This is a genomic window from Delftia sp. GW456-R20, assembly GCF_001622915.1.
Classification (GTDB): domain Bacteria; phylum Pseudomonadota; class Gammaproteobacteria; order Burkholderiales; family Burkholderiaceae_C; genus Comamonas; species Comamonas acidovorans.
The window spans coordinates 3280472-3307146 of sequence record NZ_LWCN01000004.1; the positions used below are offsets into that span (position 1 = coordinate 3280472).

Here is a 26675-nt window from a genome sequence, read left to right on the forward strand (position 1 = left end):
CACCGACCACGCCATGTCCATTCTGCCCATTCTTTGCTATCCCGACCCCCGCCTGCACACCGTCGCCAAGCCGGTTGCCAAGGTCGATGACCGCATTCGCCAGCTGGTCCATGATATGTACGCCACCATGTATGACGCCCAGGGCGTGGGCCTGGCAGCCACCCAGGTGAACGTGCACGAGCGCGTGGTCGTGGTCGATGTCTCCGAAGGCCGTGACGAGCCCTTTGCGCTGATCAACCCGGAGCTGCTCTGGGCCAGCGAGGAAACGCAGCTGGGCGAAGAAGGCTGCCTGTCGGTGCCCGGCATCTACGACGGCGTCGAGCGCTCCACCGCCATCAAGGTCAAGGCGCTGGACGAGAACGGCAACGAACGCATCATCGAGGCCGAAGGCTTCAAGGCCATCTGCATCCAGCACGAGATGGACCACCTGATGGGCAAGGTCTTCGTCGAGTACCTGTCGCCGCTCAAGCGCAACCGCATCAAGACCAAGCTGCTCAAGCAGCAGAAACAGGCAGAACGCGCATGACCCACCTGCCAGCGCTTCGCTTCATGCCGCGCTGGAAGATGGACGGCGCGGGCCTCGTTGCCTGGGCGCTGCTTGCCCTGGCCTTGTCCCTGCTGCTTGCCGGCTGCGCCGTGCCCGAGTGGCAAAAGCCCGGCACGCCGCGCTCCGAGATCGAGCGCTCCATGGGCCGCCCGACCCTGAGCCTGCCGCTGGACGGTGGCGGCACGCGCCTGGTCTACAGCCGGCAGCCTGCGGGCCAGCAGGTCTACCACATGGATTTCGACGCCAGCCAGCGCCTGGTGCGCGTGGAGCAGGCGCTCACCATCGAACGCTTCCACGCCCTGCGCAATGGCGAGGACACCCGCGAAAGCGTGCGTCAGCTCTTCGGCCCGCCTGCGCTGATCGAGAGGGTCTACAGTTTCAACGGCGACATCTGGACCTACCGTATTCTGGAAAATGGCATTCGCCGCCAGGCCCATGTGCATATCGACCCCGCCGGCGTGGTGCGCCGCGTGATGTTCACCGACGAAGTGTTCAACGACGACGACCGTCGCTGAGCCTGCACACCGTCCCACTGTCCCTACTGGATTGCATGAGAGTCATTTTTGCCGGCACGCCCGAGTTCGCGCGCGTTGCCCTTGAACGCCTGCTCGCCGCGGGCTTTACCGTCCCCCTGGTGCTGACCCAGCCCGACCGTCCCGCCGGGCGCGGCATGAAGCTGCAGGCCTCGCCCGTCAAGCAGTGCGCTCTGGAGCATGGCATTGCCGTGGCCCAGCCGCGCAGCCTGCGCCTGGACGGCAAATACCCCGAAGAGGCCGCCGCCGCCCGCGCCGCCATCGAAGCGGCTCAGGCCGATGTCATGGTCGTGGCCGCCTACGGGCTGATCCTGCCGCAGTGGGTGCTCGATACGCCCCCGCACGGCTGCCTGAACATCCACGCCAGCCTGCTGCCGCGCTGGCGCGGCGCCGCCCCCATCCACCGCGCCATCGAGGCCGGCGATGCCGAGACCGGCGTCACCATCATGCAGATGGATGCGGGCCTGGACACGGGCGATATGTGCCTGATCGAGCGCCTGCCCATCACCGCCGACGACACCACGGCCAGCCTGCACGACAAGCTGGCCGACCTGGGCGGGCGCCTCATCGTCGAGGCGCTGGAGATGAGCGCCTGCGGCGGCCTGCCGCGCACGCCCCAGCCCGCCGAGGGCGTGAACTACGCGCACAAGATCGAAAAGGCCGAAAGCCAGATCGACTGGCGCCAGGATGCCGAGGCCATTGCCCGGCGCCTGCGCGCCTTCAACCCCTTCCCGGGCGGCGCCACGCAGTACGGCGATGAAGCCATCAAGGTCTGGGAGGCTCACGCCGACCCCGCCATCGCCGTGGCGACGGCAGCCCCCGGCACCGTGCTGTCCGCAGGCGCCGACGGCGTGCGCGTGGCCTGCGGCCATGGCGTGCTGTGCATGACGCTGCTGCAGCGCGCGGGCGGCAAGCGGCTGGCGGCGGGCGATTTCCTGCGCGGCTTCGATCTGCCTGAAGGAGCCGTTCTGGACGGTGCTGCCAGCGGCGGCACGCCATGAACCTGCAGCCCCTGGTGGAGCGCGCACGCGGCATTGCGCGCGATCCCGCCTTCATGACCGGCGTGCGCGACATGTCGGGCACGGCGCTGGGCATAGGCGCCTGGGGCCTGGTCACGGGCGTGGCCATGATCAAGAGCGGCATGTCCTTGCCCCTGGCGCTGTTCATGGGCCTGCTGGTCTATGCCGGCAGTGCCCAGCTGGCCGTGCTGCCGCTGATGGCCGTGGGCGCGCCCATGTGGGTGGTCTGGTTCACGGCCATCTGCGTGAACCTGCGCTTCGTCATCCTCAGCAGCATGTGGCGCAGCTACTTTGCCCACCTGCGCCTGCGCCACCGCCTGGCCATCGCCTATTTCAGCGGCGACGTGATCTTCGTGGGCTTCATGAAACGCTACCCCGATGCCCGGCCCCAGCCCGAGCAGCTGCCCTATTTCTGGGGTGCCGCCTCGACCAACTGGCTGGCCTGGCAGATCCCGTCCACGCTGGGCATCCTGCTGGCCGACCAGGTGCCCCTGTCCTGGGGACTGGGCTTTGCGGGCGTGCTGGCCCTGATGGGCGTGCTGCTGTCCATGCTCAACGACCGTGCCACCTGGGTGGCAGGCGTGGTTGCGGCCAGCGCGGCCGTGGCGGCCTTTGCGCTGCCGCTCAAGCTCAATATCCTCGTGGCCATCGCTGCAGCCGTGGCCGCAGGCCTGCTGGCGGAAACGCTGCAGCAGCGCCTGCGCGCACTGCAGGCGCCTGAAAAAGGGGAGTCAGGCCCGGTGATTCTCCCGCCCGATACAGCCCATGGCGAGCGCCATGCCCGGCTGCCGCTGGACGAAGACGCCCGGCCCGTGCAAACCAAGGAAAAGGAAACGCTCTGATGGATCTGTCCTGGCTGTGGCCCTGGCTGGCCTGCGTGGGCCTGGCGGCCATCACGCTGTTCACACGCGCCTTCTTCCTGATTCCCGAGCGCGAAGTGCCCCTGCCGCAATGGCTCAAGCGCGGCCTCAAGTACGCGCCGCTGGCGGCCCTGGCGGCCGTGATTGCGCCCGAGATCGTGATGACCAACGGCCGGCTGATCTCCACCGTGGTCGATGCGCGCCTGCCGGCCCTGGCTTGCGCGGTCATGTATTTTTTTTACAAGCGCAGCATCATGGGAACGATTGCGCTTGGCATGGCGGTCTATCTGCCACTGCATATCGGCCTGGGCTGGTAGGCGCAGCGCGGGCGAGAGCGGCCGAGAGCGCCCGGCTCCCCGGCTGAAACCGGATTACAGGCGCTCCCGATGCCCCGGATCGCCGGCGTGCCCGCCCACTGCCGGGGCGGGCACGCCGCCTACAATGGCCGCGCTTTACCTCTTTTTCGTTTCAATTCCATGGCGATCGCCACCGATCGCAACGCCGCCGTCATGAACATTCTCCGTTTCTCCGATCTGTGCGCCCAGGGCAAGGCCCAGGGCCAGCGCGTCTTCATCCGCGCCGACCTCAACGTGCCCCTGAACGATGCCGGCGAGATCACCGAGGACACGCGCGTGCGCGCCTCCGTGCCCGCCATCGAGATGGCACTGAAGGCCGGCGCCGCCGTGATGGTGACCAGCCACCTGGGCCGCCCCACCGAAGGCGAGTTCAAGCCCGCCGATTCGCTGGCGCCCGTGGCCCGCCGCCTGGGCGAGCTGCTGGGCCGCGAAGTGCCCCTGGTCGCCGACTGGGTGGACGGCGTGCAGGTGGCGCCCGGCCAGGTCGTTCTGCTGGAGAACTGCCGCGTGAACGTGGGCGAGAAGAAGAACAAGGAAGAACTGGCCCGCAAGCTGGCCGCGCTGTGCGACATCTTCGTGCACGACGCCTTCGGCACCGCCCACCGTGCCGAGGGAACCACCTACGGCATCGCCCAGTTCGCGCCCATTGCCTGCGCGGGCCCCCTGCTGTCGGCCGAGATCGACGCCATCACAAAGGCCCTGGCCAACCCGCGCCGCCCGCTGGCCGCCATCGTGGCCGGCTCCAAGGTGTCGACCAAGCTGACCATCCTGCAGTCGCTGGCCAAGAACGTGGACCAGCTCATCGTGGGCGGCGGCATTGCCAACACCTTCATGCTGGCCGCGGGCCTGAACATCGGCAAGAGCCTGGCCGAGGCCGACCTGGTCGGCGAGGCCCGCGCCGTGATCGACGCCATGGCCGCACGCGGCGCCGAGGTGCCGATTCCCACCGACGTGGTGGTCTCCAAGACCTTTGCGGCTGACGCGCCCGCCACCGTCAAGAAGGCCACCGAAGTGGCTGACGACGACATGATCCTGGACATCGGCCCCGAGACCGCCGCCCGCCTGGCCGAGCAACTGCGCAAGGCTGGCACCATCGTCTGGAACGGCCCCATGGGCGTGTTCGAGTTCGACCAGTTCGCCAACGGCACCAAGGTCGTGGCCCAGGCGATTGCCGAGTCCGACGCCTTCAGCATCGCCGGTGGCGGCGACACCCTGGCCGCCATCGCCAAGTACGGCATCGAGGACAAGGTCGGCTACATCTCCACGGGCGGCGGCGCCTTCCTGGAGGTGCTGGAAGGCAAGACCCTGCCCGCCTTCGAGATCCTGCAAAAGCGCGCCAACGGCTGAGCACGGCAACATCCGGATACGGGGCACTTTCTTGTCAGTGCCTCGCGGCGAAGCCACAATCGACACTTTGCGCAGCTGCAGCAATCCGCCGCAGCGCGCCCCGCACCGAGGAGAAATCCATGCGATCGTTCAAATCCGCTGGCGGCCTGGCCCTGGCGGGCCTCTGCCTGGCCCTGGCGGGCTGCGTCAATGCACCGATGACCAGCTACTTCGAAGCCACGGCCCAGCCCAAGATCGGCGCTGCCGGCCACTGGGACTCCGTGGCCAACGATGTCGTCGCCAAGACGCTGGAAACACTGCAAAAGACCGGCATCGAGCGCACCACGCCGGTCCATGTGGCCCTGCCGGCCGAGCCCAGCCAGTTCGACAAAGGCTTTCGTGAGCTGATCATCACCAAGCTCGTGCAAAGCGGCGTGACCGTCATGCAGCAGCCGGCCCAGGCCCAGCTGCAGGTGAGCTACGGCGCCCAGGTCGTGCGCCACGGCAAGCGCCTGCCCAACCCCGAACTCGTGCTGACGACGACGGTGGTGCGCAACAACCAGTACCTGGCGCGCAAGACCGACGTCTACTACCTCGAAAAGAGCGACGCCGTGCTGTTCACGGCCGAGGACGAGCGCCCCGAATTCCCCGCCAAGAACCTGAAGGTGGTGGGCCAATGACGCTGCGCACGCCCCTCCTGCCGGCCGCGCTGGCTGCCGCGGCCCTGCTGTCCGCCTGCGCCGTGCCCGCTCCCGCGACCACGCCCGAATCGTCGGCCGCGCGCCGCGGCGAACCCACCTACCAGTCGGCCGCAGCCAACCCCTTCATCGCCAGCAGCCGCGCTGCCGTGGACGAGCTGGTCAAGGGCCTGAACACCGAGGAACTGGGTGAGGCGCCCGTGCTCGTAGCCACCGTGGTCAACGTCAACGACCTGACGCGCTCGGCCCCGCTGGGCCGCACGCTCAGCGAGCTGTACGCCTCCCAGCTGTCCGCCAAGGGCTACAACGTCAAGGAGCTGAAGCTGCGCGGCGATGTGTACGTCAAGGAAGGCACGGGCGAGCTGCTGCTGTCGCGCGAGATCAAGGACATCGCCCGCAACCACAATGCGGCCCTGGTCCTGGTGGGCACGTACTCGGCGGCTGCCAAGTACACCTATGTGAGCCTGAAGCTGGTTCGCACCGACGACAGCCGCATCGTGCGCAGCCACGACTACGCGCTGCCCAACAACATCGACATCCAGCGCCTGCTGGGCGCCCCGGCCACGGCGCAACGCTGAGGCCCTGCGGCCTGACTGCGCCCGTGTGCGCAGTCAGGCTGCGTCTTCTTCTCCCGACCTTCGCCTGCTTGCCCTCAGCGGCCGCGCGCCGGCCACAGCACCGAGGCGATGGCCACCACCATCAGCGCCACGGCCGTCCAGTCCTGCCAGTGCAGCACCTCGTCCAGCCACCAGGCGCCGCTGAACACGCCCAGCACGGGGATCATCATCACGCTCAGCGTGGACGCCACGGGCGGCAGGCTGCGCGCCAGGAAGAACCAGACCGTCTGGCCAAAGCCCAGCACCAGCACACCGTTGAAGACGATGGCACCCGTGGCCTGGGCGTCGGGCCAGTGCCACAGGTGGCGCTCGAAGACGAAGGCCAGCACCGTGAGCGTCAGCGCGGTCAGCGCCACCATCCACAGCGTCATCGTCAGCAGGGGCACGGGCACCTCGGCGCGGCGCAGCTTCTGCGTGCCGAAGGCCCAGCTCAGCGCGGCGGCCAGCATCAGGCCCACGCCGATGGGGCGGCTGCCCAGGGCACCGACCTCGTGCCACAGCAGCAGGAGCACGCCCGTCAAGGCCGCCGCCACACCCGCCCAGGCACGCGGCGCCAGCCGGTCATGGAAGAACAGGCTGCCCAGCACGGCCGAGAAGATGGGCATGGTGTAGCCCAGGATGGCCGCCCGCCCGCTGGAGAGCATGGGGATGGCAATGATGATCAGGCTGTTCCACAGCACCATGTTGAACAGCGTCAGCTGCGCCAGCCGGGGCCAATAGGCGCGCGGCACGGCCAGCGGCAGGCGGCGCCAGACCACGAAGGCCGCCAGGATGGGCAGCCCCACCCACATCGAGGCCATGCGGAAACTCAGCGGCGGGAAATGCTGCACGCCCAGCTTCATCACCGGCCAGTTGACGCCCCAGATCAGGGTCAGCGCGATCAGCAAAAGAATTTGTCGGGCGGTGAAGGCAGGCATAGGCCGCCGATTGTGCCCCCGGGCCGCCAGGCCCGCTGGATGCCCGGCGACAGGCCCCGGGAAGGGCCGATCGCTAAAATCGCGCCCCATGACCTTTCTCGACATGCTGCGCAATGCCACCGCCCAGAACCAATCCATGCTGTGCGTGGGCCTGGACCCCGAACCCAGCCGCTTTCCTGCGGCCATGCGCGGCGATGCAAGCAAAATCTACGACTTCTGCGCCGCCATCGTCGACGCCACGGCCGACCTGGTGAACTCCTTCAAGCCCCAGATCGCCTACTTCGCGGCACACCGCGCCGAAGACCAGCTGGAAAAGCTCATGGCCCACATGCGCGCCGTCGCGCCCCATGTGCCCATCATCCTGGACGCCAAGCGCGGCGACATCGGCTCCACGGCCGAGCAATACGCCAAGGAAGCCTTCGAGCGCTACGGCGCCGACGCCGTGACCCTGTCGCCCTTCATGGGCTTCGACTCCATCACGCCCTACCTGCAGTACGAGGGCAAGGGCGCCTTCCTGCTGTGCCGCACCTCCAACCCCGGCGGCGACGACCTGCAGGCCCAGCGCCTGGCCGACCTGCCGGGCCAGCCCCACCTGTTCGAGCACGTGGCGCGCCTGGCGCAAGGCCCCTGGAACACCAACGGCCAGCTCGGCCTGGTGGTGGGCGCCACGCGCCCGCAGGAAATCGAGCGCGTGCGTGAATTCGCGCCCTCGCTGCCGCTGCTGATTCCCGGCGTGGGCGCCCAGGGGGGCGATGCCGTGGCCACGGTCAAGGCGGCGCGCATCGGCGGCGGCCCCATCATCATCAATTCCTCGCGTGCGGTGCTCTATGCATCGCAGGGCGACGACTTCGCTGCCGCCGCGCGCACCGCCGCCCAGGCCACGCGCCAGACGCTGCAAGACGCAGCCGCCGCCTGAGACGGCAGGGAAGCCCGGCCATGCAAGGCAAATGGCTGGAAGACTTCCTGCTGCTGGCCCAGGAGCGCAGCTTCACGCGCGCGGCCGAGCTGCGCCATGTCACCCATCCGGCCTTCGGGCGGCGCATCCGCGCGCTGGAGGCCTGGGCCGGCACGCCCCTGGTCGAGCCCGGCGGCGGCCCCGTGCGGCTGACGCCGGCCGGCGAAGCCTTCCGCGACACGGCCGAGCAACTGGTGCGCACGCTGGCCCAGTCGCACGATGAACTGCAGGCCGTGGCCGGGCGCCAGGCCCGCGTGATCACCCTGGCCACGGGGCGCACACTGGCGCGCACCATCGTGGCCGACTGGCTGACGCGCCACGGCAGCGTGCTGCAGACGGCCGAGCTGCGCGTGGTCACGCGCACGCTGGACGAGACCGTGGCCATGCTGCAGCGCGGCGAAGTCAGCTTCACGCTGGTCTATCACCACGCCGCCATTGGCGTGCGCCTGGACGGCCGCCAGTTCAGCTACCTGACGGTGATGCAGGACAGGCTGGTGCCCGTGGCCCGCGCCGATGCCCAGGGCCGCCCGCTGTACGAGCTGTCGGCCAGCCACCAGCCCGTCGCTCCCGTGCCCTACCTGGCCTTCTCCCACAGCATGGCCCTGGGCCGCCTGGTGGAAGACCACCTGGCCCGGCATCCGCTGGCGCCGCGCCTGCGCCGCTGCGTGGACTGCGACTCGGCCGACGCCCACTACGAATACGTGCTGCGCGGCCTGGGCCTGGCCTGGATGCCGTGGTCCATGGTGCGCGGCGACTGCCAGGCCGGCCGCCTGGCCGTGGCCGGCGACCCGGGCCTGGAAGTGCACTTCGACGTGCGCCTGTACCGTCCCAAGCGCCACCTGGGTCCTGCTGCCGAGCAGTTCTGGAGCGACATCACGGGCGCCTGACGGGTGCATGCATGCGCCCTCCTGGTGCAAACCCGCACCGCGCTGTGGAACAAGCAGGTTTTGGTGCTGCAATGGCTCCGCCTCGTGCCGAATCAGCACCAAATGCCTGGGTAGTCCTTCGCACAATCAATCTCATACATTTCAGGAATAACCCCATGCCCAGCAACTCCCTCCTGCGCCGCACCGCCCTGGCCTGCGGCCTGCTGATCGCCGCCACCGGCAGCGCCTTGGCCGACGACGCCGCCAGCTACCCCAACCGTGCCATCACCATGATCGTGGGCTACCCCGCCGGCGGCAGCACCGACCTGGTGGGCCGCTTCGTGGCCGATGGCCTGGCCTCGCGCCTGGGCCAGCCCGTGGTGGTGGAGAACCTGGGCGGCGCCGGCGGCGCCATCGGGGCGCAAAAGGCCGTCAAGGCCACGCCCGACGGCTACACGCTGTTCGTGGGTGCCAACAACGAGCTGGCCATCGCGCGGCTGATCAACAAGAGCATCAAGTACTCCATCGGCGACTTCACGCCCATCGGCATGATCGGCTCCCAGCCCATGGTGCTGGTGGCCTCGCAGAAGGCCGGCGTCAAGACAGCCGCCGAGTTCAGCGCCCTGGTGGCCAAGAACCCGGGCAAGTTCAGCTACGGCAGCTCGGGCGTGGGCACGGCACTGCACCTGGCCGGTGAAATGATCAAGGAGCAGGGCAAGCTGCACATGACCCACATCCCCTACCGCGGCGTGGCGCCCCTGACCACGGACCTGGTGGGCAACAACATCGAATTCGGCATGTTCGTGCTGTCCTCGGGCCTGCCCCAGATCCGCGCGGGCAAGGTCATCGCCCTGGGCACGACGGAGGCCAAGCGCTCGGCCATCACGCCCGACATCCCGGCCCTGTCCGAGCTGCCCCAGTACAAGAACGTGGACATCAACGTCTGGTTCGCGCTGATGGCGCCCAAGGGCCTGCCCGCACCCGTGGCCGCCAAGGTCAAGAAGGCGCTGGACGAGACCATGGCCTCGCCCGAGTTCCGCAAGAAGATGGAAGAGGCAGGCTCGGTGGTGGCCGATCCCAAGACCGATGCCGGCAAGTACATCAACGCCGAGATCGCCAAGTACACCAAGATCGTCCAGTTTGCCCACATCGAGAACTGAGCCAGCCATGGACGCTTTGCAATTTGACCTTCCCCTGCCCGACCTGAGCGCCTGGCGCGCGGGCAATACCGGTACCGAGGGCGTGTGGCAATTCGACTCGGGACGCCCGGGCCGCCACGTGATGATTTCCGCGCTGGTGCACGGCAACGAGATCTGCGGCGCCTGGGCCGTGTCCGGGCTGCTTAAGGCCCTGAACAACGGCCTGGCGCTGGACAGCGGCCGCCTGACCCTGGTGCTGGCCAACCTCGATGCCTTCGACCGCTTCGACGCGGCCAGCCACGATGCCTCGCGCTTCGTGGACGAGGACATGAACCGCCAGTGGATAGACGCACGCATCGACGAGGGCAACACCCGCGAACGCCGCCGCGCCGCCGCTCTGCGCCCCTTCGTGCAGCAGGCCGACTGGCTGCTGGACCTGCATTCCATGCACGAGCCCTCGGCCCCGCTGCTGTTGACCGGCATGCAGCCGCGCAACCGCGATCTGGCACGCCAGATGGGCGCGCCGGCGAACATCGTCGTGGATGCCGGTCACAAGGACGGCACGCGGCTGCGCGACTACGGTCGCTTCGGCCTGCCCGACGCCGAGGCCGGCGACTCGCGCTCGCTGCTGATCGAATGCGGCTTCCACGGCGATCTGGCCAGCCGCGACGTGGCGCACGACCAGTGCCTGCGTTTCCTCGAAGTGGCCGCCATCTTCGACAACAGCGCGTTGCACGCCGCCCTGCCCGGCTGGAAGCAGGCCGACGCACCGGCCCAGTGGGCGCTGGAAGTCACGGCGCCCGTGGTGGCCAAGAGCAGCGGCTTTCGCTTCTCGGCGCCGTTCACGGGGCTGGAGCGCTTCGAGAAGGCCGGCACGGTGATCGGCGACAACGATGGCGAGCCGGTGATCACGCCCTATGGCGACTGCGTGCTGGTCATGCCCTCGGTGCGCCAGGCGCGTGCGGGCGTGACCGTGGTGCGCTTCGCCAGGCGCTCGCCGCTCTGAGCGGCACGCTTCAGCCGAACCTCAGCCGCGCTGGCAGCGCGCGGGCGACAGCCGTTCAGGCTGCACGCCCTGCGCGGCCAGGCGCGCATCCAGCGGCTCCCCGCGCAGCAGGTTGCGCGCCAGCAGGCTGTAGCCGAAGGCGCTCTGTATGCCGTAGCCGCCCTGGGCGGCCACCCAGAAAAAGCCCGGCAGCGGCGCAGGCGAGGCATCCCAGCCCACGGCCATCTCGCCGTCGGCCACAAAGCTGCGCAGCCCGGCCCAGGTGTGGGAGGGCCGACGGATCTGCAGCGTGGTCACTTCCTCGATGCGCCAGATGCCCGTGGCCACGTCCAGTTCCTCGGGCGCCACGTCCTGCGGCGCCACGGGGTCGGCGTTGGCGGGCGAGCCCAGCAGCTGGCCTGCATCGGGCTTGAAGTAGAAGCCCTCGTCGGCGCTGATCACGGCGGGCCAGTGCGCGGCATCCATGCCTTCGGGCACGGCAAAGGTGAAGGCACTGCGCCGCTTGGGCACCAGGCCGATGGGTGCGGCGCTCGCCAGCGCGCCCAGCGCATCGGCCCAGGCACCGGCCGCGTTGACCACGCAGCGCGTACGCACCTGGCTGCCGTCGGCCAGGTCCACGGTCCAGACACCTGCGTCATGCGCCAGCGCACGGACCTCGGCGCTGCAGCGCAGCTCGCCACCGCACTGGCGCAGGCCGCGCAGGAAGCCCTGGTGCAGGCCATGCACGTCGATGTCGCGCGCGCCATCGTCCGCAAAGCCATCGACCAGCAGCGTGGTGTTCAGGCAGGGCACCAGGGCCTTGAGTTCATCGGGGCCCAGGCGCCGCGCCTGGGGCGAGTGCAGGAGCGCCTCGGCATGGGCAGCATCGAGCAGGTCCTTCTGCGCGGCCGTGCCCACATAGAGCACGCCGCGCGGCGCCAGGATGGGAGCCTGCACAAAGCCTTGCGGCGGCTGCTCGTAGAAGGCGCGGCTGGCGCGCGTCAGCGCCTGGACCTGCAGCGGGCCATAGTGCTCCTCATACAGCGCGGCCGAGCGGCCCGTGCTGTGGTAGCCGGGCTGGGATTCGCGCTCCAGCACCAGCACCGAGGCGCCGCCATCGCGCGCCAGCTGCCAGGCGACCGAGGCACCGGCCATGCCCGCGCCCACCACCACGAAATCACGGATGCTGCTGTCCATGGCCGGCCTCACTTTGCGTTCTTGCGGCCTGGCTTGGCCTGCGCGGGAGCCGACGCTGCCTCCAGGTAGGGCCGCAGATAGCGCCCCGTATGGCTGGCCGGGTTGGCCGCCACGTCCTCGGGCGTGCCCGTGGCCACCACCTGGCCGCCGCCCGAGCCGCCTTCGGGGCCCATGTCGATGATCCAGTCGGCCGTCTTGATCACGTCCAGGTTGTGCTCGATGACCACGATGGTGTTGCCCGCATCGCGCAGCTGCTGCAGCACTTTGAGCAGCAGGGCGATGTCGGCGAAGTGCAGGCCCGTCGTGGGCTCGTCCAGGATGTAGAGCGTGCGCCCCGTGTCGCGCTTGGACAGTTCCTGGGCCAGCTTGACGCGCTGCGCCTCGCCGCCCGACAGCGTGGTCGCGCTCTGGCCCAGCCGGATATAGGACAGGCCCACGTCCAGCAGGGTCTGCAGCTTGCGGGCGATGGTGGGCACGTCCTTGAAGAAGGCATGGGCGTCCTCCACCGTCATCTCCAGGATCTGGGAGATGTTGCGGCCCTTCCACTGCACCTCCAGCGTCTCGCGGTTGTAGCGCTGGCCGTTGCAGATGTCGCAGGGCACATAGACATCGGGCAGGAAGTGCATCTCCACCTTGACCACGCCATCGCCCTGGCAGGCCTCGCAGCGGCCGCCGGCCACGTTGAACGAGAAGCGCCCGGGGCCGTAGCCGCGCTCCTTGGCGGTGTTGGTCTCGGCCATCAGGTCGCGGATGGGCGTGAACAGGCCCGTGTAGGTGGCCGGGTTGCTGCGCGGCGTGCGGCCTATGGGCGACTGGTCCACATTGATGACCTTGTCGAAATGGCCCATGCCGATGATGTCGTCGTGCGGCGCGGCCTCGCCGCCGGCGCGGTGGATCTGGCGCGCCGCCTCGGTATAGAGCGTGTCGTTGACCAGGGTGCTCTTGCCCGAGCCCGAGACGCCGGTCACGCAGGTCAGCAGGCCCACGGGAAAGTCCGCCGTCACGCCCTTGAGGTTGTGGCCGCGCGCACCCACCACGCGCAGGGCCTGCAGTTGCGGCGCGCCGGGCGCGGTTGCGTTGTCGGGATTGGCCGGGGGCTGCTGGGCGCGGGCCGGGAAGCCCTTGGCCGCTGGCCGGGCCTCGCCCTCGGCCGTTGCCTCCAGCACGGGTTGCCAGGGCGTGCGCCGCGCAGGCACTTCGATGCGCTGGGTGCCCGCCAGGTAGCGGCCCGTGGGTGAATCGGGGTTGGCGCGCACCTCTTCGTAGCTGCCTTGGGCCATGACGCGGCCGCCATGCACGCCCGCGCCGGGCCCCAGGTCGATGATCTGGTCGGCCGCGCGCATCATGTCCTCGTCGTGCTCGACCACGATGACGCTGTTGCCGATGTCGCGCAGGTGCTGCAGCGTGCCGATGAGCTTGTCGTTGTCGCGCTGGTGCAATCCGATGCTGGGCTCGTCCAGCACATACATCACGCCCGTCAGGCCGCTGCCGATCTGGCTGGCCAGGCGGATGCGCTGGGCCTCGCCACCGGACAGGGTGTCCGCGCCGCGCTCCAGGCTCAGGTAGCTCAGGCCCACGTCGTTGAGGAACAGCAGGCGCGAGGCGATCTCGCGCACCACCTTGCCCGCGATCTCGGCCTTGGCGCCCGACAGCTGCAGGGACGCGCACCAGGCATGGGCCTCGGCCAGCGTGGCGTGGCCCACCTCGTAGATGGCGCGGGCCTGCTCGCCCTCGCCGATGCGCACGAAGCGCGCCTCGCGGCGCAGCCGCGTGCCGCCGCAGTCGGGGCAGACGGCGACGCTGCGCAGCCGCGCCAGATCGTCGCGCACCACGCTGGACTCGGTCTCGCGCCAGCGCCGCGTGATGTTGGGGATGATGCCCTCGAAGGGATGGCTCTTGACCATGGACTCGCCCTTGCGCGCGCCGCTGTCGAAGACGTAGCTGAAGGGCATTTCCTCTTCGCCCGAGCCCCAGAGCACCACATGGCGCACCTTCTCGGGCAGCTCCTCGAAGGGCAGCTCCACATCGGTGCCATAGTGGCGCGCCACGCTCTCCAGCATGGAGAAGTAGTAGCCATTGCGCCGGTCCCAGCCCTTGACGGCGCCGCTGGCCAAGCTCAGCGTGGGGAAGGCGACCACGCGCTCGGGGTCGAAGGACTCCGTGCAGCCCAGGCCGTCGCAGCCCGGGCAGGCGCCCATGGGCGAGTTGAACGAGAACAGGCGCGGCTCCAGCTCGGGCAGCGAATAGCTGCACAGCGGGCAGGCGAACTTGGCGCTGAAGAGGTGTTCCTTGCCGCTGTCCATCTCCAGTGCGATCACGCGGCCGCCGGCGTCGGCGCCACCCGCGCGCAGGGCGGCCTCGAAGCTCTCGGCCAGGCGCTGCTGGGCGTCGGCGCGCACCTTGAGGCGGTCGATCACCACGTCGATGTCGTGGCGCTCGTTCTTCTCCAGCGCGGGCAGGGAATGGGACTCGTGGATCTTGCCGTCGATGCGAAAGCGCACATAGCCCTGGGCCTGCATCTGCGCGAACAGCTCGGCGAACTCGCCCTTCTTGTTGCGCGCCAGCGGCCCCAGCACCATGAGGCGCGTGTCCTCGGGCAGGGCCAGGGCCGCATCCACCATCTGGCTGATGGTCTGGGACTGCAGCGGCAGGTTGTGGTCGGGGCAGTAGGGCGTGCCGGCGCGTGCGAACAGCAGGCGCAGGTAGTCGTTGATCTCGGTCACCGTGCCCACGGTGGAGCGCGGGTTGTGGCTGGTGGCCTTCTGCTCGATGCTGATGGCGGGCGACAGGCCCTCGATCAGGTCCACATCGGGCTTGTCCAGCCGCCCCAGGAACTGGCGCGCATAGGCCGACAGGCTCTCCACATAGCGGCGCTGGCCCTCGGCATACAGCGTATCGAAGGCCAGGCTGGACTTGCCCGAGCCCGACAGCCCGGTGATCACCACCAGCCGGTTGCGCGGAATGTCCAGGTCGATGTTCTTGAGGTTGTGCGTGCGCGCACCGCGGATGGCGATGCGTGACTGCGCCAGCGCCAGGCCAAGGTAGCGGCCGTCGGGCTGGGAGCGGGAGTCGGCGGCCCGGTCCAGGCCGCCGTCTTCGGAAATCGTGTGGGAACCAGGCATCGGGAAAACCCCTGCGAAGGCGAACCCGCCATGATAGGTCAGAACCCGTGCCACCGCATGGCGGCTCGGTCTACGGGGCGGCAGGGCCTTCTGCGGCGCCCATTCACAAAACTGTCTTGCACTGGCTTGCATAACCCAGCCTCCCCGCAGCGCTGGCCTATGGGCGAGAATGGCGGATTGCTTGCCCCCACAACAGTGCACCCCGTGCTCGATTCCCCCACACCCGTCCACGGCGCCCAGGCGCCAGCCCCCTCCTCGGCCGCATCGGGCCGCATGACCCCGCAGGAACGCCGATCCAGCGCCAGCCTGGCGCTGATCTTTGCGCTGCGCATGCTGGGCCTGTTCCTGGTGCTGCCGGTGTTCGCGCTGGAGGCGCGCAAGTACCCGGGCGGGGATGATCCGGCCATGATCGGCCTGGCTATGGGCCTGTACGGGCTCACCCAGGCCGTGTTCCAGCTGCCCCTGGGCCTGGCTTCGGACCGATTCGGGCGCAAGCGCGTCATCGTCGCCGGGCTGCTGGTCTTTGCGGCGGGCAGCCTGCTGGCGGCCACGGCCGACTCGCTGCTGGGCCTGATGTGGGGCCGGGGCCTGCAGGGCGCAGGCGCCGTCTCCGCCGCCGTGACCGCGCTGCTGGCCGACCTCACGCGCGACAGCGTGCGAACCAAGGCCATGGCCATGGTGGGCGGCAGCATCGGACTCATGTTTGCGCTGGCCCTGGTGCTCAGCCCCCTGCTGGCTGCCTGGGGCGGGCTGCCCGGCATCTTCGGCCTGACCTGCGCCCTGGCGCTGGCGGGCATTGCCGTCGTGCTCTGGGTCGTCCCGCCCGAGCCCGCGCGCCACGCCGACCAGCCGCGCGGCCGCATGGCCGAGCTGTGGCGCCATGGCGACCTGGTGCGGCTGAACCTGGGCGTGTTCGTGCTGCACACCGTACAGATGTCCATGTGGGTGGCCGTGCCCGCCATGCTGGTGCAGGCGGGCCTGGACAAGCAGGCGCACTGGCATGTCTACCTGCCGGCCGTGGTGCTGTCCTTCGCCGCCATGGGCGGCCTGTTCGCCATGGAGCGGCGCGGGCGCCTGCGCGCGGCCCTGCTGGGCGCCATCGCCCTGATCACCCTCGTGCAGATCGGCCTGGGCCTGCTGGCGGCCGGCGGCGCGCAGCCGCCGCTGTGGGCCATGGCCGTGCTGATGTTCGTGTTCTTCTGCGGCTTCAACGCGCTGGAGGCCACCCAGCCCAGCCTGGTCTCTCGCATGGCCCCGGCCCCGCTGCGCGGCGCGGCGCTGGGCGCCTACAACACGCTGCAATCGCTGGGCCTGTTCGCAGGCGGCGCGCTGGGCGGCGCCGTCGCCAAATGGGCCGGCATGCCGGGCCTGTTCACCCTGACGAGCGTCCTGGCCGTGCTGTGGCTGGTCGTCACCTGGCCGCTGCGCCCCGTGGGCCGCCACGGCTGAACGGCGGATTTTCAGACGGTTACAAGCCGCCGCCACCGGCGGTTGCCACGGGATATCCGCCCCCTGCCATCGGCGGACGGCTTGCGGCACAATGGCGCGTCTGGCCCGGGATCCATCCCTCTATGCCCGGGCCACTTCCCTATGTAAAGGTATTTCACTCATGGCATCCGTCAACAAAGTCATCATCGTCGGCAACCTCGGACGCGACCCCGAAATGCGCACCTTCCCGAGTGGCGATCAGGTGGCCAACGTGACCATCGCCACCACCGACCGCTGGCGCGACAAGAACACGGGCGAGAACAAGGAAGCCACCGAGTGGCACCGCGTGGTCTTCAACGGCCGTTTGGCCGAAATCGTGGGCCAGTACCTGCGCAAGGGCAGCCAGGTCTATGTCGAAGGCAGCCTGCGCACGCGCAAGTGGACCGACCAGGCCAGCGGCCAGGAACGCTACGCCACCGAAATCCGTGCCGACAGCATGCAGATGCTGGGCAGCCGCCAGGGCGGCGGCGGTGGCCAGCAAGGCGGCGGCTACGGCGATGAAGGCTACGGCGACAGCGGCTACGACGCCCCTCCCCAGCAGCAGCAACAGCGCCGCCCGGCCCCTGCCCCCATGGCAGCGCCCGCACCGCGCCAGGCCCCTCCCCAGCGCCCCGCTCCCGCACCCATGGCACCCCCGCCCCAGCGCGCAGCCTCGGGCTTTGACGACATGGATGACGACATTCCGTTCTGATTCGGACTATCAAGGTTCTTGAGCATCCAGACCCGCTTTCCCCGGAAAGCGGGTTTTGTTTTTCCAGGCGCCCGACGACAAATCCCATGCCCCTGCCGCGTGCCAGAACCCTGTTGTGGAGTCTTGTCCTGTGCCTGCCGCTGGCCGTGTTCGGCTGGCTGGCTGCAGCCCTGTGCCTGATCTCGCAGGAGGACTACACGCCCGAGCCCGGCAGCTTCACCTACTACATCGGCATCTCGTCCCTGGTGCGCCATGCGCCGCTGGTGGGCGCGCTGGGCAAGGCGGAGTACTTCGGCACCGTAGGCGACGGCAACAAGCCGCCACACGGCCTGGTGTCCTATGACGTGGAGTTCGCAAGCATTGGCCCCGCCACGCACGCCTTCGATGCCTACCTGCTCGGCAAAGGCTATTCCCGGAGTGCGGACGACGAAACGCCCGGCCCCTCCTACGGCATGGGGCGGCGCGTTCGCCATGCCAGGTACACGGCGGCTTCGGGCCAAGTCGTCTACGTGGAAGTGGTGCAGGCCTCATCGGCCGAGCAAGGCCCTGTGCGCTACCGCGCCACCATGGCGCACTACGACTGATTGCGGCCAGGGGTCCATCCCACGGCAGGCAGCACCCCCTCGTACAATCGCGCCCGTGATTTCAGTCCACCGGCACCGTCAACCCGAGGCTTGCCAAGCGCGCAGCCGCGATGCCGCACGCCTTCACAGCTTCACGCTGGCCCGCATCGCGCGCGGCTCGCAGAGCCGGCGCTCGGGCTGCACCCGCCTGGCGCCGCCGTAGCACGGTCGAACCGTACAAGCCGCCAGGTTTCGGGCATCGCCCGACGCCCGGCATGTTCATTCCCGTCTACAAAATCCTGCCCTGCCCTGCCCTGCCACACCCAGCGCGACGGGGCCGGCCATTTCCATGTCGAAACACCCCCATCCCTTTCGCGCCGAGTGGGCGCCCAGCATTCCGCGCGAGCTCATGGCCGGCGCCGTGGCCACCTTTGCGCTGATCCCCGAGGTCATCGCCTTCTCCTTCGTGGCTGGCGTCGATCCCGCCGTCGGCCTGTTCGCCTCCTTCATCATCAGCATCGTCATCGCCTTCACCGGCGCGCGCCCGGCCATGGTGTCGGCGGCTGCGGGCTCGGTCGCCCTGGTGGCCGCTCCGCTGGTGCATGCACATGGCGTGCAGTACCTTTTTGCGGCCGGCATTCTTGCGGGGGCCGTGCAGATCCTGTTCGGCGTGCTGCGCCTGGGCGTGCTGATGCGCTATGTGTCGGGCTCGGTGCGCACGGGCTTCGTCAATGCGCTGGCCATCCTGATCTTCTCGGCCCAGATGCCGCACCTGATCGGCGCCAATGCCGCCACCTGGGCCATGGTGGGCGCCGGCCTGCTGATCATCTACGGCCTGCCCCGGCTGACCACGGCCGTGCCCTCGCCCCTGGTCTGCATCGTGGTGCTGACGGTGGCGGCGAATTGGCTGGACCTGCCCCTGAAGACGGTCGCCGACCTGGGCCTGCTGCCGGACGGCCTGCCCAGCTTCGGGCTGCCGCAGGTGCCTTGGTCGCTGGAGACGCTGCGCCTGATCGCCCTGCCCGCGCTGGCGATCGCCATGGTGGGATTGCTGGAGTCCATGATGACGGCCAGCGTGGTCGATGAACTCACGGACACGCCCAGCTCCAAGAACCGCGAGTGCAGCGGCATCGGCGTGGCCAACATCGCGGCCAGCCTGTTCGGCGGCATTGCCGGCTGCGCCATGATCGGCCAGACCGTGGGCAATGTGCGCTACGGCGGCCGGGGCCGGCTGTCCACGCTGTTCGCGGGCGCCTTCCTGCTCATCCTGATGGTGCTGCTCAAGCCCTGGGTGTCGCAGGTGCCGGTGGCGGCGCTGGTGGCCATCATGGTGATGGTGTCGGCCTCCACGCTGGACTGGGGATCGGCCCGCGCCCTGCTCACGCATCCCAAGCTGTCCAGTGCCGTGATGCTGGCCACCGTGGTGGTCACCGTGGCCACGGACAACCTGGCCGCCGGCGTGGGCGTCGGCGTGCTGCTCAGCGGGGTGTTCTTCACCTTCAAGGTCTCAAGGCTGCTGTCCGTCGAGAAGACGGAGGACGGCGCAGGCCTGACCTACCGGGTCTCGGGCCAGGTCTTCTTTGCATCGGCCGACCTGCTGGTCGATGCCTTCGACGTGCGGGACATCGAAGGCCGGCCGGTGCGCATCGAACTGACCAACGCCCATTTCTGGGACATCACGGCCGTCAATGCGCTGGACAAGGTCTGCCAGCGCCTGCGCAAGCACGGCAGCACGGTCGAGGTGACGGGCCTGAACGAACACGGCCGGGCACTGGTGTCGCGGCTGGATATCGGCATCGAGTAGGCCCGCGGCCGTCCCCGGGCGGGACGGCCCTCAACGCTCATCGAACGACAGCACCACACGCTCGGTCAGCGGATGCGCCTGGCAGGTCAGCACGAAGCCGCAGGCGACCTCATTCTTGTCGAGGGCGAAGTTGCGCTCCATGCGCACCTCGCCCTCGACCACCTTGGCGCGGCAGGTGCCGCAGACGCCCGAGGTGCAGGAATAGGGCACTTCCAGCCCGGCCGAGGAGGCCGCATCCAGGATGCTCGCCTGGCCGCGCGTGAAGGGGGATCTCGCGCGAGAGGCCGTCGCGCACCAGGGTGATGCGGGCGGTGGCGGCGTCGCCAGGCTGGGCTTCGTGCACCACGGCGCCCACCGTGCCCTGGCCTGCGGCCGGCAGGGCCACGCCGAAGCGCTCGATGTGGATGCGTTCCTCGGCCACGCCGGCGGCCAGCAGGGCGGCCTCGGCCTCGTCGTTCATCTGGAAGGGGGCCACAGATGTAGACATGGTCGATGTGCGCGGCCGGCACCACGCCCTGCAGGAATTCGGCGATCTTGCTGCGGTCCATCACGCCCATGTTCAGCGGCAGGTCGGTGTGTTCGTCCGAGAACACATGCTGCAGCGACAGCCGCGACATGTAGCGGTTCTTGAGGTCCTCGATCTCCTCCTTGAACATCGTGGACTGCAGCTGGCGGTTGCCGTAGATCAGCGTGAAGCGGCTGGCGGGCTCGCGCGCCAGCACGGTCTTCATGATGGACAGGATGGGCGTGATGCCGCTGCCGCCGGCGATGCCCACATGGTGGCGCGCGGCCCCGGGCTCGATGGGCACGAAGAAGCGGCCCTGAGGAGCCATGACCTGCAGCGTGTCGCCGGGGCGCAGATGCTCGTTGATCCAGTTGGAGAACTGGCCACCGCGCACCTTGCGCACACCCACGCGCAGCTCGCCGTCATCCACGCCTGCGCAGATGGAGTAGCTGCGGCGCAGGTCCTGGCCGTCGATCTGGTGGCGCAGGGTGAGGTACTGGCCCTGGGTGAAGCCGAAGACCTCGCGCAGCGCGGGGGGCACATCGAAGGAGACGACCACGGCCTCGGCCGTGTCGGGCGCAATGCTGCGCACGCGCAGCGGGTGGAACATCGTGGTCGTGGTCATATCGGCTTGAAGTGTTCGAAGGGTTCGCGGCAGTCCAGGCAACGGTGCAGGGCCTTGCAGGCCGTGGCGCCAAAGGCCGAAAGCCGCTCGGTGTGCACGCTGCCGCAGTGCGGGCAGGCAACGGGCTCGGGCACGGCAATGCCCTGGCGGCGGCGCACCAGGCGAATGGGCGAAGTGCCCTCCGGCAGGCCGGAGTCGCCGCAGCGCCCGGGGGGCGCGATGCCGTACTCGCGCAGCTTGCGCCGGCCGTCGTCGCTGATCCAGTCCGTGGTCCAGGCCGGGGCGCGGCGCAGCACGGCGCGCGCGGGGCCCAGGCCTGCGGCCTCGATGGCATCGAGCACGCTGCGCTCGATGACCTCGGTGGCGGGGCAGCCCGAGTAGGTGGGCGTGAGCACGATCTCCATGCCCTGGCCTTCGGGCAGGGCATGGACCTCGCGCACGATGCCCAGCTCGCAGACCGAGATCACGGGCACCTCGGGATCAGGCACGTCCTGCAGCGCGGCCCAGGCCAGGCGCTCGCGCTCGGCCGAGGCGGATGTGACGGCCACCAGCCGTGCGGCAGCCATCACCACACCCCGCCCGGATAGGCGCGCTGCAGGTGCTGCATCTCGGCCAGGATGAAGCCCATATGCTCGCTGTGCACGCCGTTGCGGCCCGTGCTGCGGAAGGCGGATTCGGCCGGCATGTCCAGCGTGGCCTCCTGCAGCAGGGCGGCCATTTCGGCCTGCCAGGGTTCGCGCAGCTCGGACCAGGCCGGGCCCAGGCCGCTGGCGCGCGCGGCGGCGTCCGTGGCGTCGTCGGTGAACAGCTCGGCCGCATAGCGCCACAGCTGGGCCAGCGCCGCCTCTATGCGCTGGCGCGATTCCTCGGTGCCGTCGCCCAGGCGCACCACCCAGTCGCCCGCGTGCTGCTCGTGGTAGCGCGCCTCCTTGAGCGCCTTGCCAGCAATGGCGGCCAGCTCGGCATCGCTGGAGTGCACCAGGCGCTCCCACATCAGGCGCAGCCAGGTGGCGGCCATGGCGTTGCGCAGCACGGTGAAGGCGAAGTCGCCGCGCGGCAGCTCGGCCAGCGTGGCGTTGAAGTAGTCGCGCTCGTCGCGCAGAAAGGCCAACTGGTCCTCGTCGTGCGCGCGGCCTTCAAGCTGGCCGGCGCGGGTCAGCAGGGATCGAGCCTGGCCGACCAGGTCCAGCGCCATGTTGGTCATGGCGATGTCTTCTTCGAGGATGGGCGCGTGGCCGCACCACTGGCCCAGGCGCTGGGCCAGGATCAGGCAGGTATCGCCCAGGCGCAGCAGGTACTGCACCTCGGGCTGGGCGTCGATGGCGATGGAGGAGGCGGAGGCGTTCATGGCAGCTCCCCGCTCACATGTGGTCCACCGAGGGCGGCAGCTGGTAGAAGGTCGGATGGCGGTAGACCTTGTCCTGGGCGGGATCGAAGAACATGTCTTTATCACCGGGGTCGCTGGCCACGATCTGGTCCGAGCGCACCACCCAGACGCTCACGCCCTCCTGGCGCCGCGTGTAGACATCGCGCGCCATCTGCAGCGCCATCTGCGGGTCGGCCGCATGCAGGCTGCCGCAGTGCTTGTGGTCCAGGCCGGCCTTGCTGCGGACGAAGACTTCCCACAGCGGCCATTCGTTGGTGATGTTCTGTTCGACGGCGGTCATGCGGCCTCCTTGCGGGTCTGGTTTCTCTGTGTCTGCTTGCGGGCATGGGCCAGGGCGGCCTCGCGCACCCAGGCGCCTTCGTCCCAGGCCTTGACGCGTGCGCCCAGGCGCTCGCGGTTGCAGGGGCCGTCTCCGGCGATCACGCGCCAGAACTCGTCCCAGTCGATGGGGCCATGGTCATGGGCCTGGCGGGCCTCGTTCCATTTCAGGTCGGGGTCGGGCAGGGTCACGCCCAGCACCTTGGCCTGGTCCACCGTGGCGTCGATGAACTTCTGGCGCAGCGCGTCGTTGGAGATGCGCTTGATGCCCCAGCGCATGGACTGCGCGCTGTTGGGCGACTGGTCGTCGGGCGGGCCGAACATCATGATGGACGGCCACCACCAGCGGTTGACGGCGTCCTGCACCATGGCCTTCTGCGCCTCGGTGCCCTGCTGCATCATGGTCAGCAGCGCCTCGTAGCCCTGGCGCTGGTGAAAGCTCTCCTCGCGGCAGATGCGCACCATGGCGCGCGCATAGGGCGCATAGGAGCAGCGGCAGATGGGCACCTGGTTCATGATGGCCGCGCCATCCACCAGCCAGCCGATGGTGCCCATGTCGGCCCAGGTCAGCGTGGGGTAGTTGAAGATGGAGCTGTACTTGGCCTTGCCCGTGTGCAGCGCGTGCAGCATCTGGTCGCGGCTGCTGCCCAGCGTCTCGGCGGCCGCGTAGAGGTACAGGCCATGGCCGCCCTCGTCCTGCACCTTGGCCAGCAGGATGGCCTTGCGCTTGAGGGTGGGCGCGCGGCTGATCCAGTTGCCCTCGGGCAGCATGCCGACGATCTCGCTGTGCGCGTGCTGGCTGATCTGGCGCAGCAGCGTCTTGCGGTAGTTGTCGGGCATCCAGTCCTTGGCCTCGATGAATTCGCCGGCATCGATGCGCTCGTCGAAGCGCTGCTGCAGGCGCATTTCGTCGGCCGAGCGCACGGCCTTGCCGCCATCGCCCGCTTCCTTGCCCATGGTGTCCATGGCCTGGGTATACATGTGCGATCTCCTTGAATGAAATGGTTGACGACGGCCGGCGGTGCCTCAGCGCGGCCGCTTGTCGTACACGCGCCGGGCCTTGCCGGTCTGCGTGCGCTCGATGGTGTCGGGATCGAAGACGCGCACCGCCGTGGAAATGCCCACCAGGGTCTTGATGCGCTGCTGCACCCACTGCGCGATCTCGCCGCGCTCGGCATCGCCCAGGCCGCGCCGCTGCGGCTGCAGCTCGCAGTGCACCTCGACGGTGTCCAGCAGGCCTTCACGGCTGATGTGCATCTGGTACAGGCCCGTGAGGCTGGCATTGGCCAGCACGATTTCCTCGATCTGGGTCGGAAAGACGTTGACGCCGCGGATGATCATCATGTCGTCGCTGCGACCCACGATCTTGCCCATGCGCCGGAAGCTGCGCGAGGTCGGCGCCAGCAGCCTCGTCAGGTCCCGCGTGCGGTAACGAATGATGGGCATCGCTTCCTTGCTCAACGACGTGAAGACCAGCTCGCCCTCGCTGCCGTCGGGCAGCACCTCGCCCGTGTCGGGGTCGATGATCTCGGGGTAGAAATGGTCTTCCCAGATCACCGGCCCGTCCTTGCTCTCCACGCATTCGCTGGCCACGCCCGGGCCCATGACCTCCGACAGGCCGTAGATGTCCACGGCATCCAGCCCCGCCTTGCCCTCGATCTCGCGGCGCATGGCCTCGGTCCAGGGCTCGGCGCCGAAGATGCCGATCTTCAAGGAGCTCTCGCGCGGGTCCATCCCCTGGCGCTGCATCTCCTCCACGATCACCTGCATGTAGCTGGGCGTGACCATGATGATGTCGGGCCGGAAATCCTGAATCAGCTGCACCTGCTTTTCGGTCTGCCCGCCCGACATGGGCACCACGGTGCAGCCCGCGCGCTCGGCGCCGTAGTGCGCGCCCAGGCCGCCCGTGAACAGGCCGTAGCCATAGGCCACATGCACCATGTCGCCGGGCCGCCCGCCCGCCGCGCGGATGGAGCGCGCCACCAGGTTCGCCCAGTTGTCGATGTCATTCAACGTGTAGCCCACGACCGTGGGCTTGCCCGTGGTGCCCGAGGAGGCATGCACGCGCGCCACCTTCTGGCGCGGCACGGCGAACATGCCGAACGGGTAGTTCTCGCGCAGGTCCTTCTTGGTGGTGAAGGGAAAGCGGGCCAGGTCGGACAGCGTGCGCAGGTCGGACGGATGCACGCCCTTCTCGTCGAAGGCGCGGCGGTAGTGCGGCACATGGTCGTAGGCATGCTGCAGCGACCAGCGCAGGCGCTGCAGCTGCAGCGAGGCGATCTCGTCGCGGCTGGCGGTTTCGATGGGGTCGAGTTCGCCGGGGGCGGGGCGCAGGTCTTTGTTCATCGGGGTTCTGGCGTCGTGAGGCAAGGGGTTCAGAATAATTGACCGACCGGACGGTAGGATTATAAGATGCAGCTTTCTTGAGCAACAAGGCTTGTTGTCCGGTACTAACCCTGATAGCGACGCCACATTCCAACCCAGGAGACATCCCATGCCCGCCCACGCCCTCTACGAACGCCACCGCCCCCTGCTCGACGACGCGCTGCAGGCCCTGTCCCGCCGGGGCCACTGGTCGCCCTTCCCCGAGGCGCCCTCGCCCAAGATGTATGGCGAGACCGCGCAGGCCCAGGGCCACGCCGCCGTGCAGGCGCTGTTCGGCAAGGACTATCCGCTGCAGCAGCCCGGTGAACGCGCCCGCGTGGCCACCGAGCAATCGCCCTATGGCGTGGCCCTGGACATCCGCTACCCCGAGTGCGATGCCCAGGCGCTGGTGGATGCCGCCCAGGCGGCCGAGCCTGCATGGCAGGCGCTGGGCCCCCAGGGCCGCACCGGCGTGCTGCTGGAGGCGCTGACGCGCATCCACCAGCGCAGCTTCGAGATCGCGCATGCCGTGATGCTGACCACGGGCCAGGGCGCGATGATGGCCTTCCAGGCCGGCGGCCCCCATGCCCAGGACCGCGCCCTGGAAGCCATTGCCGTGGCCTGGAAGGCCATGGCCGACGTGCCTGCCGAGGCCGTCTGGGAAAAGCCCCAGGGCAAGCATGCGCCCGCTGTGCTGCACAAGCGCTTCGAGGTCGTGGGGCGTGGCGTGGCCCTGGTCATCGGCTGCGCCACCTTCCCGACCTGGAACACCTACCCGGGCCTGTTCGCCGCGCTGGCCACGGGCAACCCCGTGATCGTCAAGCCCCACCCCAACGCCGTGCTGCCGGCCGCGCTCACCGTGAGCGTGCTGCGCGATGTGCTGACAGAACAGGGCCTGGACCCCAACCTCGTGACCCTGGCCGTGAGCGACAAGCCCGAATTGACCCAGGCCCTGGCCACGCACGCGGCCGTGGCCTCCATCGACTTCACGGGCGGCAATGCCTTCGGCCAGTGGCTGCAGTCCAACGCGCCGCAGGCACGCCTGTATGCCGAGATGGCCGGCGTGAACCTGGTGGTGATCGAGTCCACCGATGCCTACGCAGGCATGCTGCGCAATCTGGCCCTGTCACTGTCGCTGTACAGCGGCCAGATGTGCACCACCACGCAGAACCTGCTGATTCCGGCTGGCGGCATAGAGACTGACCAGGGCCACAAGAGCTTCGAGCAGGTCGGCGCCGATCTGGCCGCCGCCATCGACCAGTTGCTGGCCGATCCCAAGGTGGCCTTCACCGTGCTGGGCACCATAGGCTCTGCGCAGACCGTGGAGCGCGTGGAACAGGCCGCCACCGTGGGCCGCGCCGTGCGCGCCTCGCAAAAGCTCACCCATCCCGAGTACCCGCAGGCCGAGGTGCGCACGCCCGCGCTGCGCGCGCTGGACGTGGCGGACGCCGCCATCTACGAGCGCGAATGCTTCGGCCCGGTCTCCTACCTGGTGGCCGTGCCCTCGGCCCAGGCCGCGCGCGAGCTGGCCGAGCGCAGCGTGCGCGCGCATGGCGCGATGACGCTGGGCCTGTACTCCACGAATGCGGCCTTTGTCGATGCCGTGGCGGCCTCGGCGCTGCGCTCGCGCGTGGCCCTGTCCATCAACCTCACGCAGGGCGTGATGGTCAACCAGTCGGCAGGCTTCTCGGACTTCCACGCCACGGGCGGCAATCCCGCGGCCAATGCCAGCTACACCACGCTGGCCTTCGTGGCAGACCGCTTCGTGGTCGTGCAGCGCAGGTGGTGAGGGA

The 26675-nt window shown here is 69.1% G+C and carries 25 protein-coding genes and 1 pseudogene; 17 read left to right on the forward strand and 9 right to left on the reverse strand.

Going from position 1 to position 26675, the window contains the following annotated elements:
* Nucleotides 1-13: 13 nt before the first annotated feature.
* The 8 genes from def to A4F85_RS20000 all read left to right on the forward strand — a co-directional run bounded on the left by def (nucleotide 14) and on the right by A4F85_RS20000 (nucleotide 5917).
* Nucleotides 14-526, forward strand: a complete 513-nt coding sequence (gene def, locus A4F85_RS19965; RefSeq protein WP_063327533.1) for a peptide deformylase — start codon at nucleotides 14-16, stop codon at nucleotides 524-526.
* The gene (locus A4F85_RS19970; protein WP_063327534.1) at nucleotides 523-1062 is read left to right on the forward strand and encodes a hypothetical protein; all 540 of its coding nucleotides are present in this window, start codon (nucleotides 523-525) and stop codon (nucleotides 1060-1062) included. Before def ends, A4F85_RS19970 begins: the two co-directional genes overlap by 4 nt.
* 35 nt (nucleotides 1063-1097) lie before the next feature.
* The gene (gene fmt, locus A4F85_RS19975) at nucleotides 1098-2081 is read left to right on the forward strand and encodes a methionyl-tRNA formyltransferase (RefSeq protein WP_063327535.1); all 984 of its coding nucleotides are present in this window, start codon (nucleotides 1098-1100) and stop codon (nucleotides 2079-2081) included.
* A complete protein-coding gene (locus A4F85_RS19980) occupies nucleotides 2078-2941 on the forward strand; it encodes an AzlC family ABC transporter permease (protein WP_017407703.1) in 864 nt (287 codons plus the stop codon). The genes fmt and A4F85_RS19980 overlap by 4 nt, the downstream gene beginning before the upstream one ends.
* A complete protein-coding gene (locus tag A4F85_RS19985; protein ID WP_012202761.1) occupies nucleotides 2941-3276 on the forward strand; it encodes an AzlD domain-containing protein in 336 nt (111 codons plus the stop codon). Before A4F85_RS19980 ends, A4F85_RS19985 begins: the two co-directional genes overlap by 1 nt.
* 192 nt (nucleotides 3277-3468) lie before the next feature.
* Nucleotides 3469-4662: a phosphoglycerate kinase gene (locus A4F85_RS19990; RefSeq protein WP_043783159.1), complete on the forward strand. Its 1194-nt coding sequence runs from the start codon at nucleotides 3469-3471 to the stop codon at nucleotides 4660-4662.
* A 119-nt stretch (nucleotides 4663-4781) separates the two neighbouring features.
* Nucleotides 4782-5321, forward strand: coding sequence for a hypothetical protein (locus A4F85_RS19995; protein WP_012202759.1), 540 nt, complete (start codon nucleotides 4782-4784; stop codon nucleotides 5319-5321).
* Nucleotides 5318-5917 (forward strand): FlgO family outer membrane protein, encoded by a 600-nt coding sequence (locus A4F85_RS20000; protein ID WP_012202758.1) that lies wholly within the window; start codon nucleotides 5318-5320, stop codon nucleotides 5915-5917. Before A4F85_RS19995 ends, A4F85_RS20000 begins: the two co-directional genes overlap by 4 nt.
* A 74-nt stretch (nucleotides 5918-5991) precedes the next feature.
* Here the strand turns inward: A4F85_RS20000 and A4F85_RS20005 are convergent, their stop codons facing one another.
* Complete coding sequence (locus A4F85_RS20005) at nucleotides 5992-6873, reverse strand: DMT family transporter (RefSeq protein ID WP_063327536.1); 882 nt, start codon at nucleotides 6871-6873, stop codon at nucleotides 5992-5994.
* Between the two features lie 88 nt (nucleotides 6874-6961).
* Between A4F85_RS20005 and pyrF the strand changes: the two genes are divergently transcribed.
* From pyrF to A4F85_RS20025, 4 genes are all read left to right on the forward strand, one after another.
* A complete protein-coding gene (gene pyrF / locus A4F85_RS20010) occupies nucleotides 6962-7789 on the forward strand; it encodes an orotidine-5'-phosphate decarboxylase (RefSeq protein ID WP_012202756.1) in 828 nt (275 codons plus the stop codon).
* A gap of 20 nt (nucleotides 7790-7809) precedes the next feature.
* Nucleotides 7810-8715: a LysR family transcriptional regulator gene (locus A4F85_RS20015; protein WP_012202755.1), complete on the forward strand. Its 906-nt coding sequence runs from the start codon at nucleotides 7810-7812 to the stop codon at nucleotides 8713-8715.
* Between the two features lie 155 nt (nucleotides 8716-8870).
* Nucleotides 8871-9854 (forward strand): Bug family tripartite tricarboxylate transporter substrate binding protein, encoded by a 984-nt coding sequence (locus A4F85_RS20020; RefSeq protein WP_043825320.1) that lies wholly within the window; start codon nucleotides 8871-8873, stop codon nucleotides 9852-9854.
* A gap of 7 nt (nucleotides 9855-9861) precedes the next feature.
* Nucleotides 9862-10839, forward strand: a complete 978-nt coding sequence (locus A4F85_RS20025) for a succinylglutamate desuccinylase/aspartoacylase domain-containing protein (RefSeq protein ID WP_063327537.1) — start codon at nucleotides 9862-9864, stop codon at nucleotides 10837-10839.
* 21 nt (nucleotides 10840-10860) lie between these two features.
* Here the strand turns inward: A4F85_RS20025 and A4F85_RS20030 are convergent, their stop codons facing one another.
* Nucleotides 10861-12015, reverse strand: coding sequence for an NAD(P)/FAD-dependent oxidoreductase (locus A4F85_RS20030; protein ID WP_063327538.1), 1155 nt, complete (start codon nucleotides 12013-12015; stop codon nucleotides 10861-10863).
* An 8-nt stretch (nucleotides 12016-12023) separates the two neighbouring features.
* Nucleotides 12024-15137: an excinuclease ABC subunit UvrA gene (uvrA, locus tag A4F85_RS20035; protein ID WP_063327539.1), complete on the reverse strand. Its 3114-nt coding sequence runs from the start codon at nucleotides 15135-15137 to the stop codon at nucleotides 12024-12026.
* Between the two features lie 273 nt (nucleotides 15138-15410).
* Here uvrA and A4F85_RS20040 point away from each other — a divergent pair, with 273 nt between their 5' ends.
* The 4 genes from A4F85_RS20040 to A4F85_RS20055 all read left to right on the forward strand — a co-directional run bounded on the left by A4F85_RS20040 (nucleotide 15411) and on the right by A4F85_RS20055 (nucleotide 19683).
* A complete protein-coding gene (locus tag A4F85_RS20040; protein ID WP_043796511.1) occupies nucleotides 15411-16586 on the forward strand; it encodes an MFS transporter in 1176 nt (391 codons plus the stop codon).
* 160 nt (nucleotides 16587-16746) lie between these two features.
* On the forward strand, nucleotides 16747-17316 hold the full coding sequence (ssb, locus tag A4F85_RS20045) for a single-stranded DNA-binding protein (protein ID WP_013804622.1): 570 nt from the start codon (nucleotides 16747-16749) through the stop codon (nucleotides 17314-17316).
* An 86-nt stretch (nucleotides 17317-17402) separates the two neighbouring features.
* A complete protein-coding gene (locus A4F85_RS20050) occupies nucleotides 17403-17900 on the forward strand; it encodes a hypothetical protein (RefSeq protein ID WP_043790915.1) in 498 nt (165 codons plus the stop codon).
* 328 nt (nucleotides 17901-18228) lie between these two features.
* On the forward strand, nucleotides 18229-19683 hold the full coding sequence (locus A4F85_RS20055) for a SulP family inorganic anion transporter (RefSeq protein WP_063327540.1): 1455 nt from the start codon (nucleotides 18229-18231) through the stop codon (nucleotides 19681-19683).
* Nucleotides 19684-19713: 30 nt separating this feature from the next.
* Here the strand turns inward: A4F85_RS20055 and paaE are convergent.
* The 6 genes and pseudogenes from paaE to paaK form a co-directional block, all read right to left on the reverse strand.
* A pseudogene (gene paaE, locus A4F85_RS20060) lies at nucleotides 19714-20813 on the reverse strand (1,2-phenylacetyl-CoA epoxidase subunit PaaE).
* Nucleotides 20810-21379, reverse strand: coding sequence for a 1,2-phenylacetyl-CoA epoxidase subunit PaaD (gene paaD / locus A4F85_RS20065; RefSeq protein ID WP_063327541.1), 570 nt, complete (start codon nucleotides 21377-21379; stop codon nucleotides 20810-20812). The pseudogene paaE and the gene paaD overlap by 4 nt, the downstream one beginning before the upstream one ends.
* Nucleotides 21379-22161, reverse strand: coding sequence for a 1,2-phenylacetyl-CoA epoxidase subunit PaaC (paaC, locus tag A4F85_RS20070; RefSeq protein ID WP_063327542.1), 783 nt, complete (start codon nucleotides 22159-22161; stop codon nucleotides 21379-21381). The genes paaD and paaC overlap by 1 nt, the downstream gene beginning before the upstream one ends.
* Nucleotides 22162-22174: 13 nt before the next feature.
* Nucleotides 22175-22480, reverse strand: a complete 306-nt coding sequence (paaB, locus tag A4F85_RS20075) for a 1,2-phenylacetyl-CoA epoxidase subunit PaaB (RefSeq protein WP_012202743.1) — start codon at nucleotides 22478-22480, stop codon at nucleotides 22175-22177.
* Nucleotides 22477-23499 carry a 1,2-phenylacetyl-CoA epoxidase subunit PaaA gene (gene paaA / locus A4F85_RS20080; protein WP_012202742.1) on the reverse strand — a complete coding sequence of 341 codons (1023 nt, stop codon included), beginning with the start codon at nucleotides 23497-23499 and terminating at the stop codon, nucleotides 22477-22479. Before paaA ends, paaB begins: the two co-directional genes overlap by 4 nt.
* 45 nt (nucleotides 23500-23544) lie before the next feature.
* Nucleotides 23545-24864 (reverse strand): phenylacetate--CoA ligase PaaK, encoded by a 1320-nt coding sequence (gene paaK / locus A4F85_RS20085; protein ID WP_063327543.1) that lies wholly within the window; start codon nucleotides 24862-24864, stop codon nucleotides 23545-23547.
* A gap of 148 nt (nucleotides 24865-25012) precedes the next feature.
* Here paaK and paaN point away from each other — a divergent pair, with 148 nt between their 5' ends.
* Nucleotides 25013-26671 carry a phenylacetic acid degradation protein PaaN gene (gene paaN / locus A4F85_RS20090; protein ID WP_063327544.1) on the forward strand — a complete coding sequence of 553 codons (1659 nt, stop codon included), beginning with the start codon at nucleotides 25013-25015 and terminating at the stop codon, nucleotides 26669-26671.
* Nucleotides 26672-26675 lie beyond the last annotated feature (4 nt).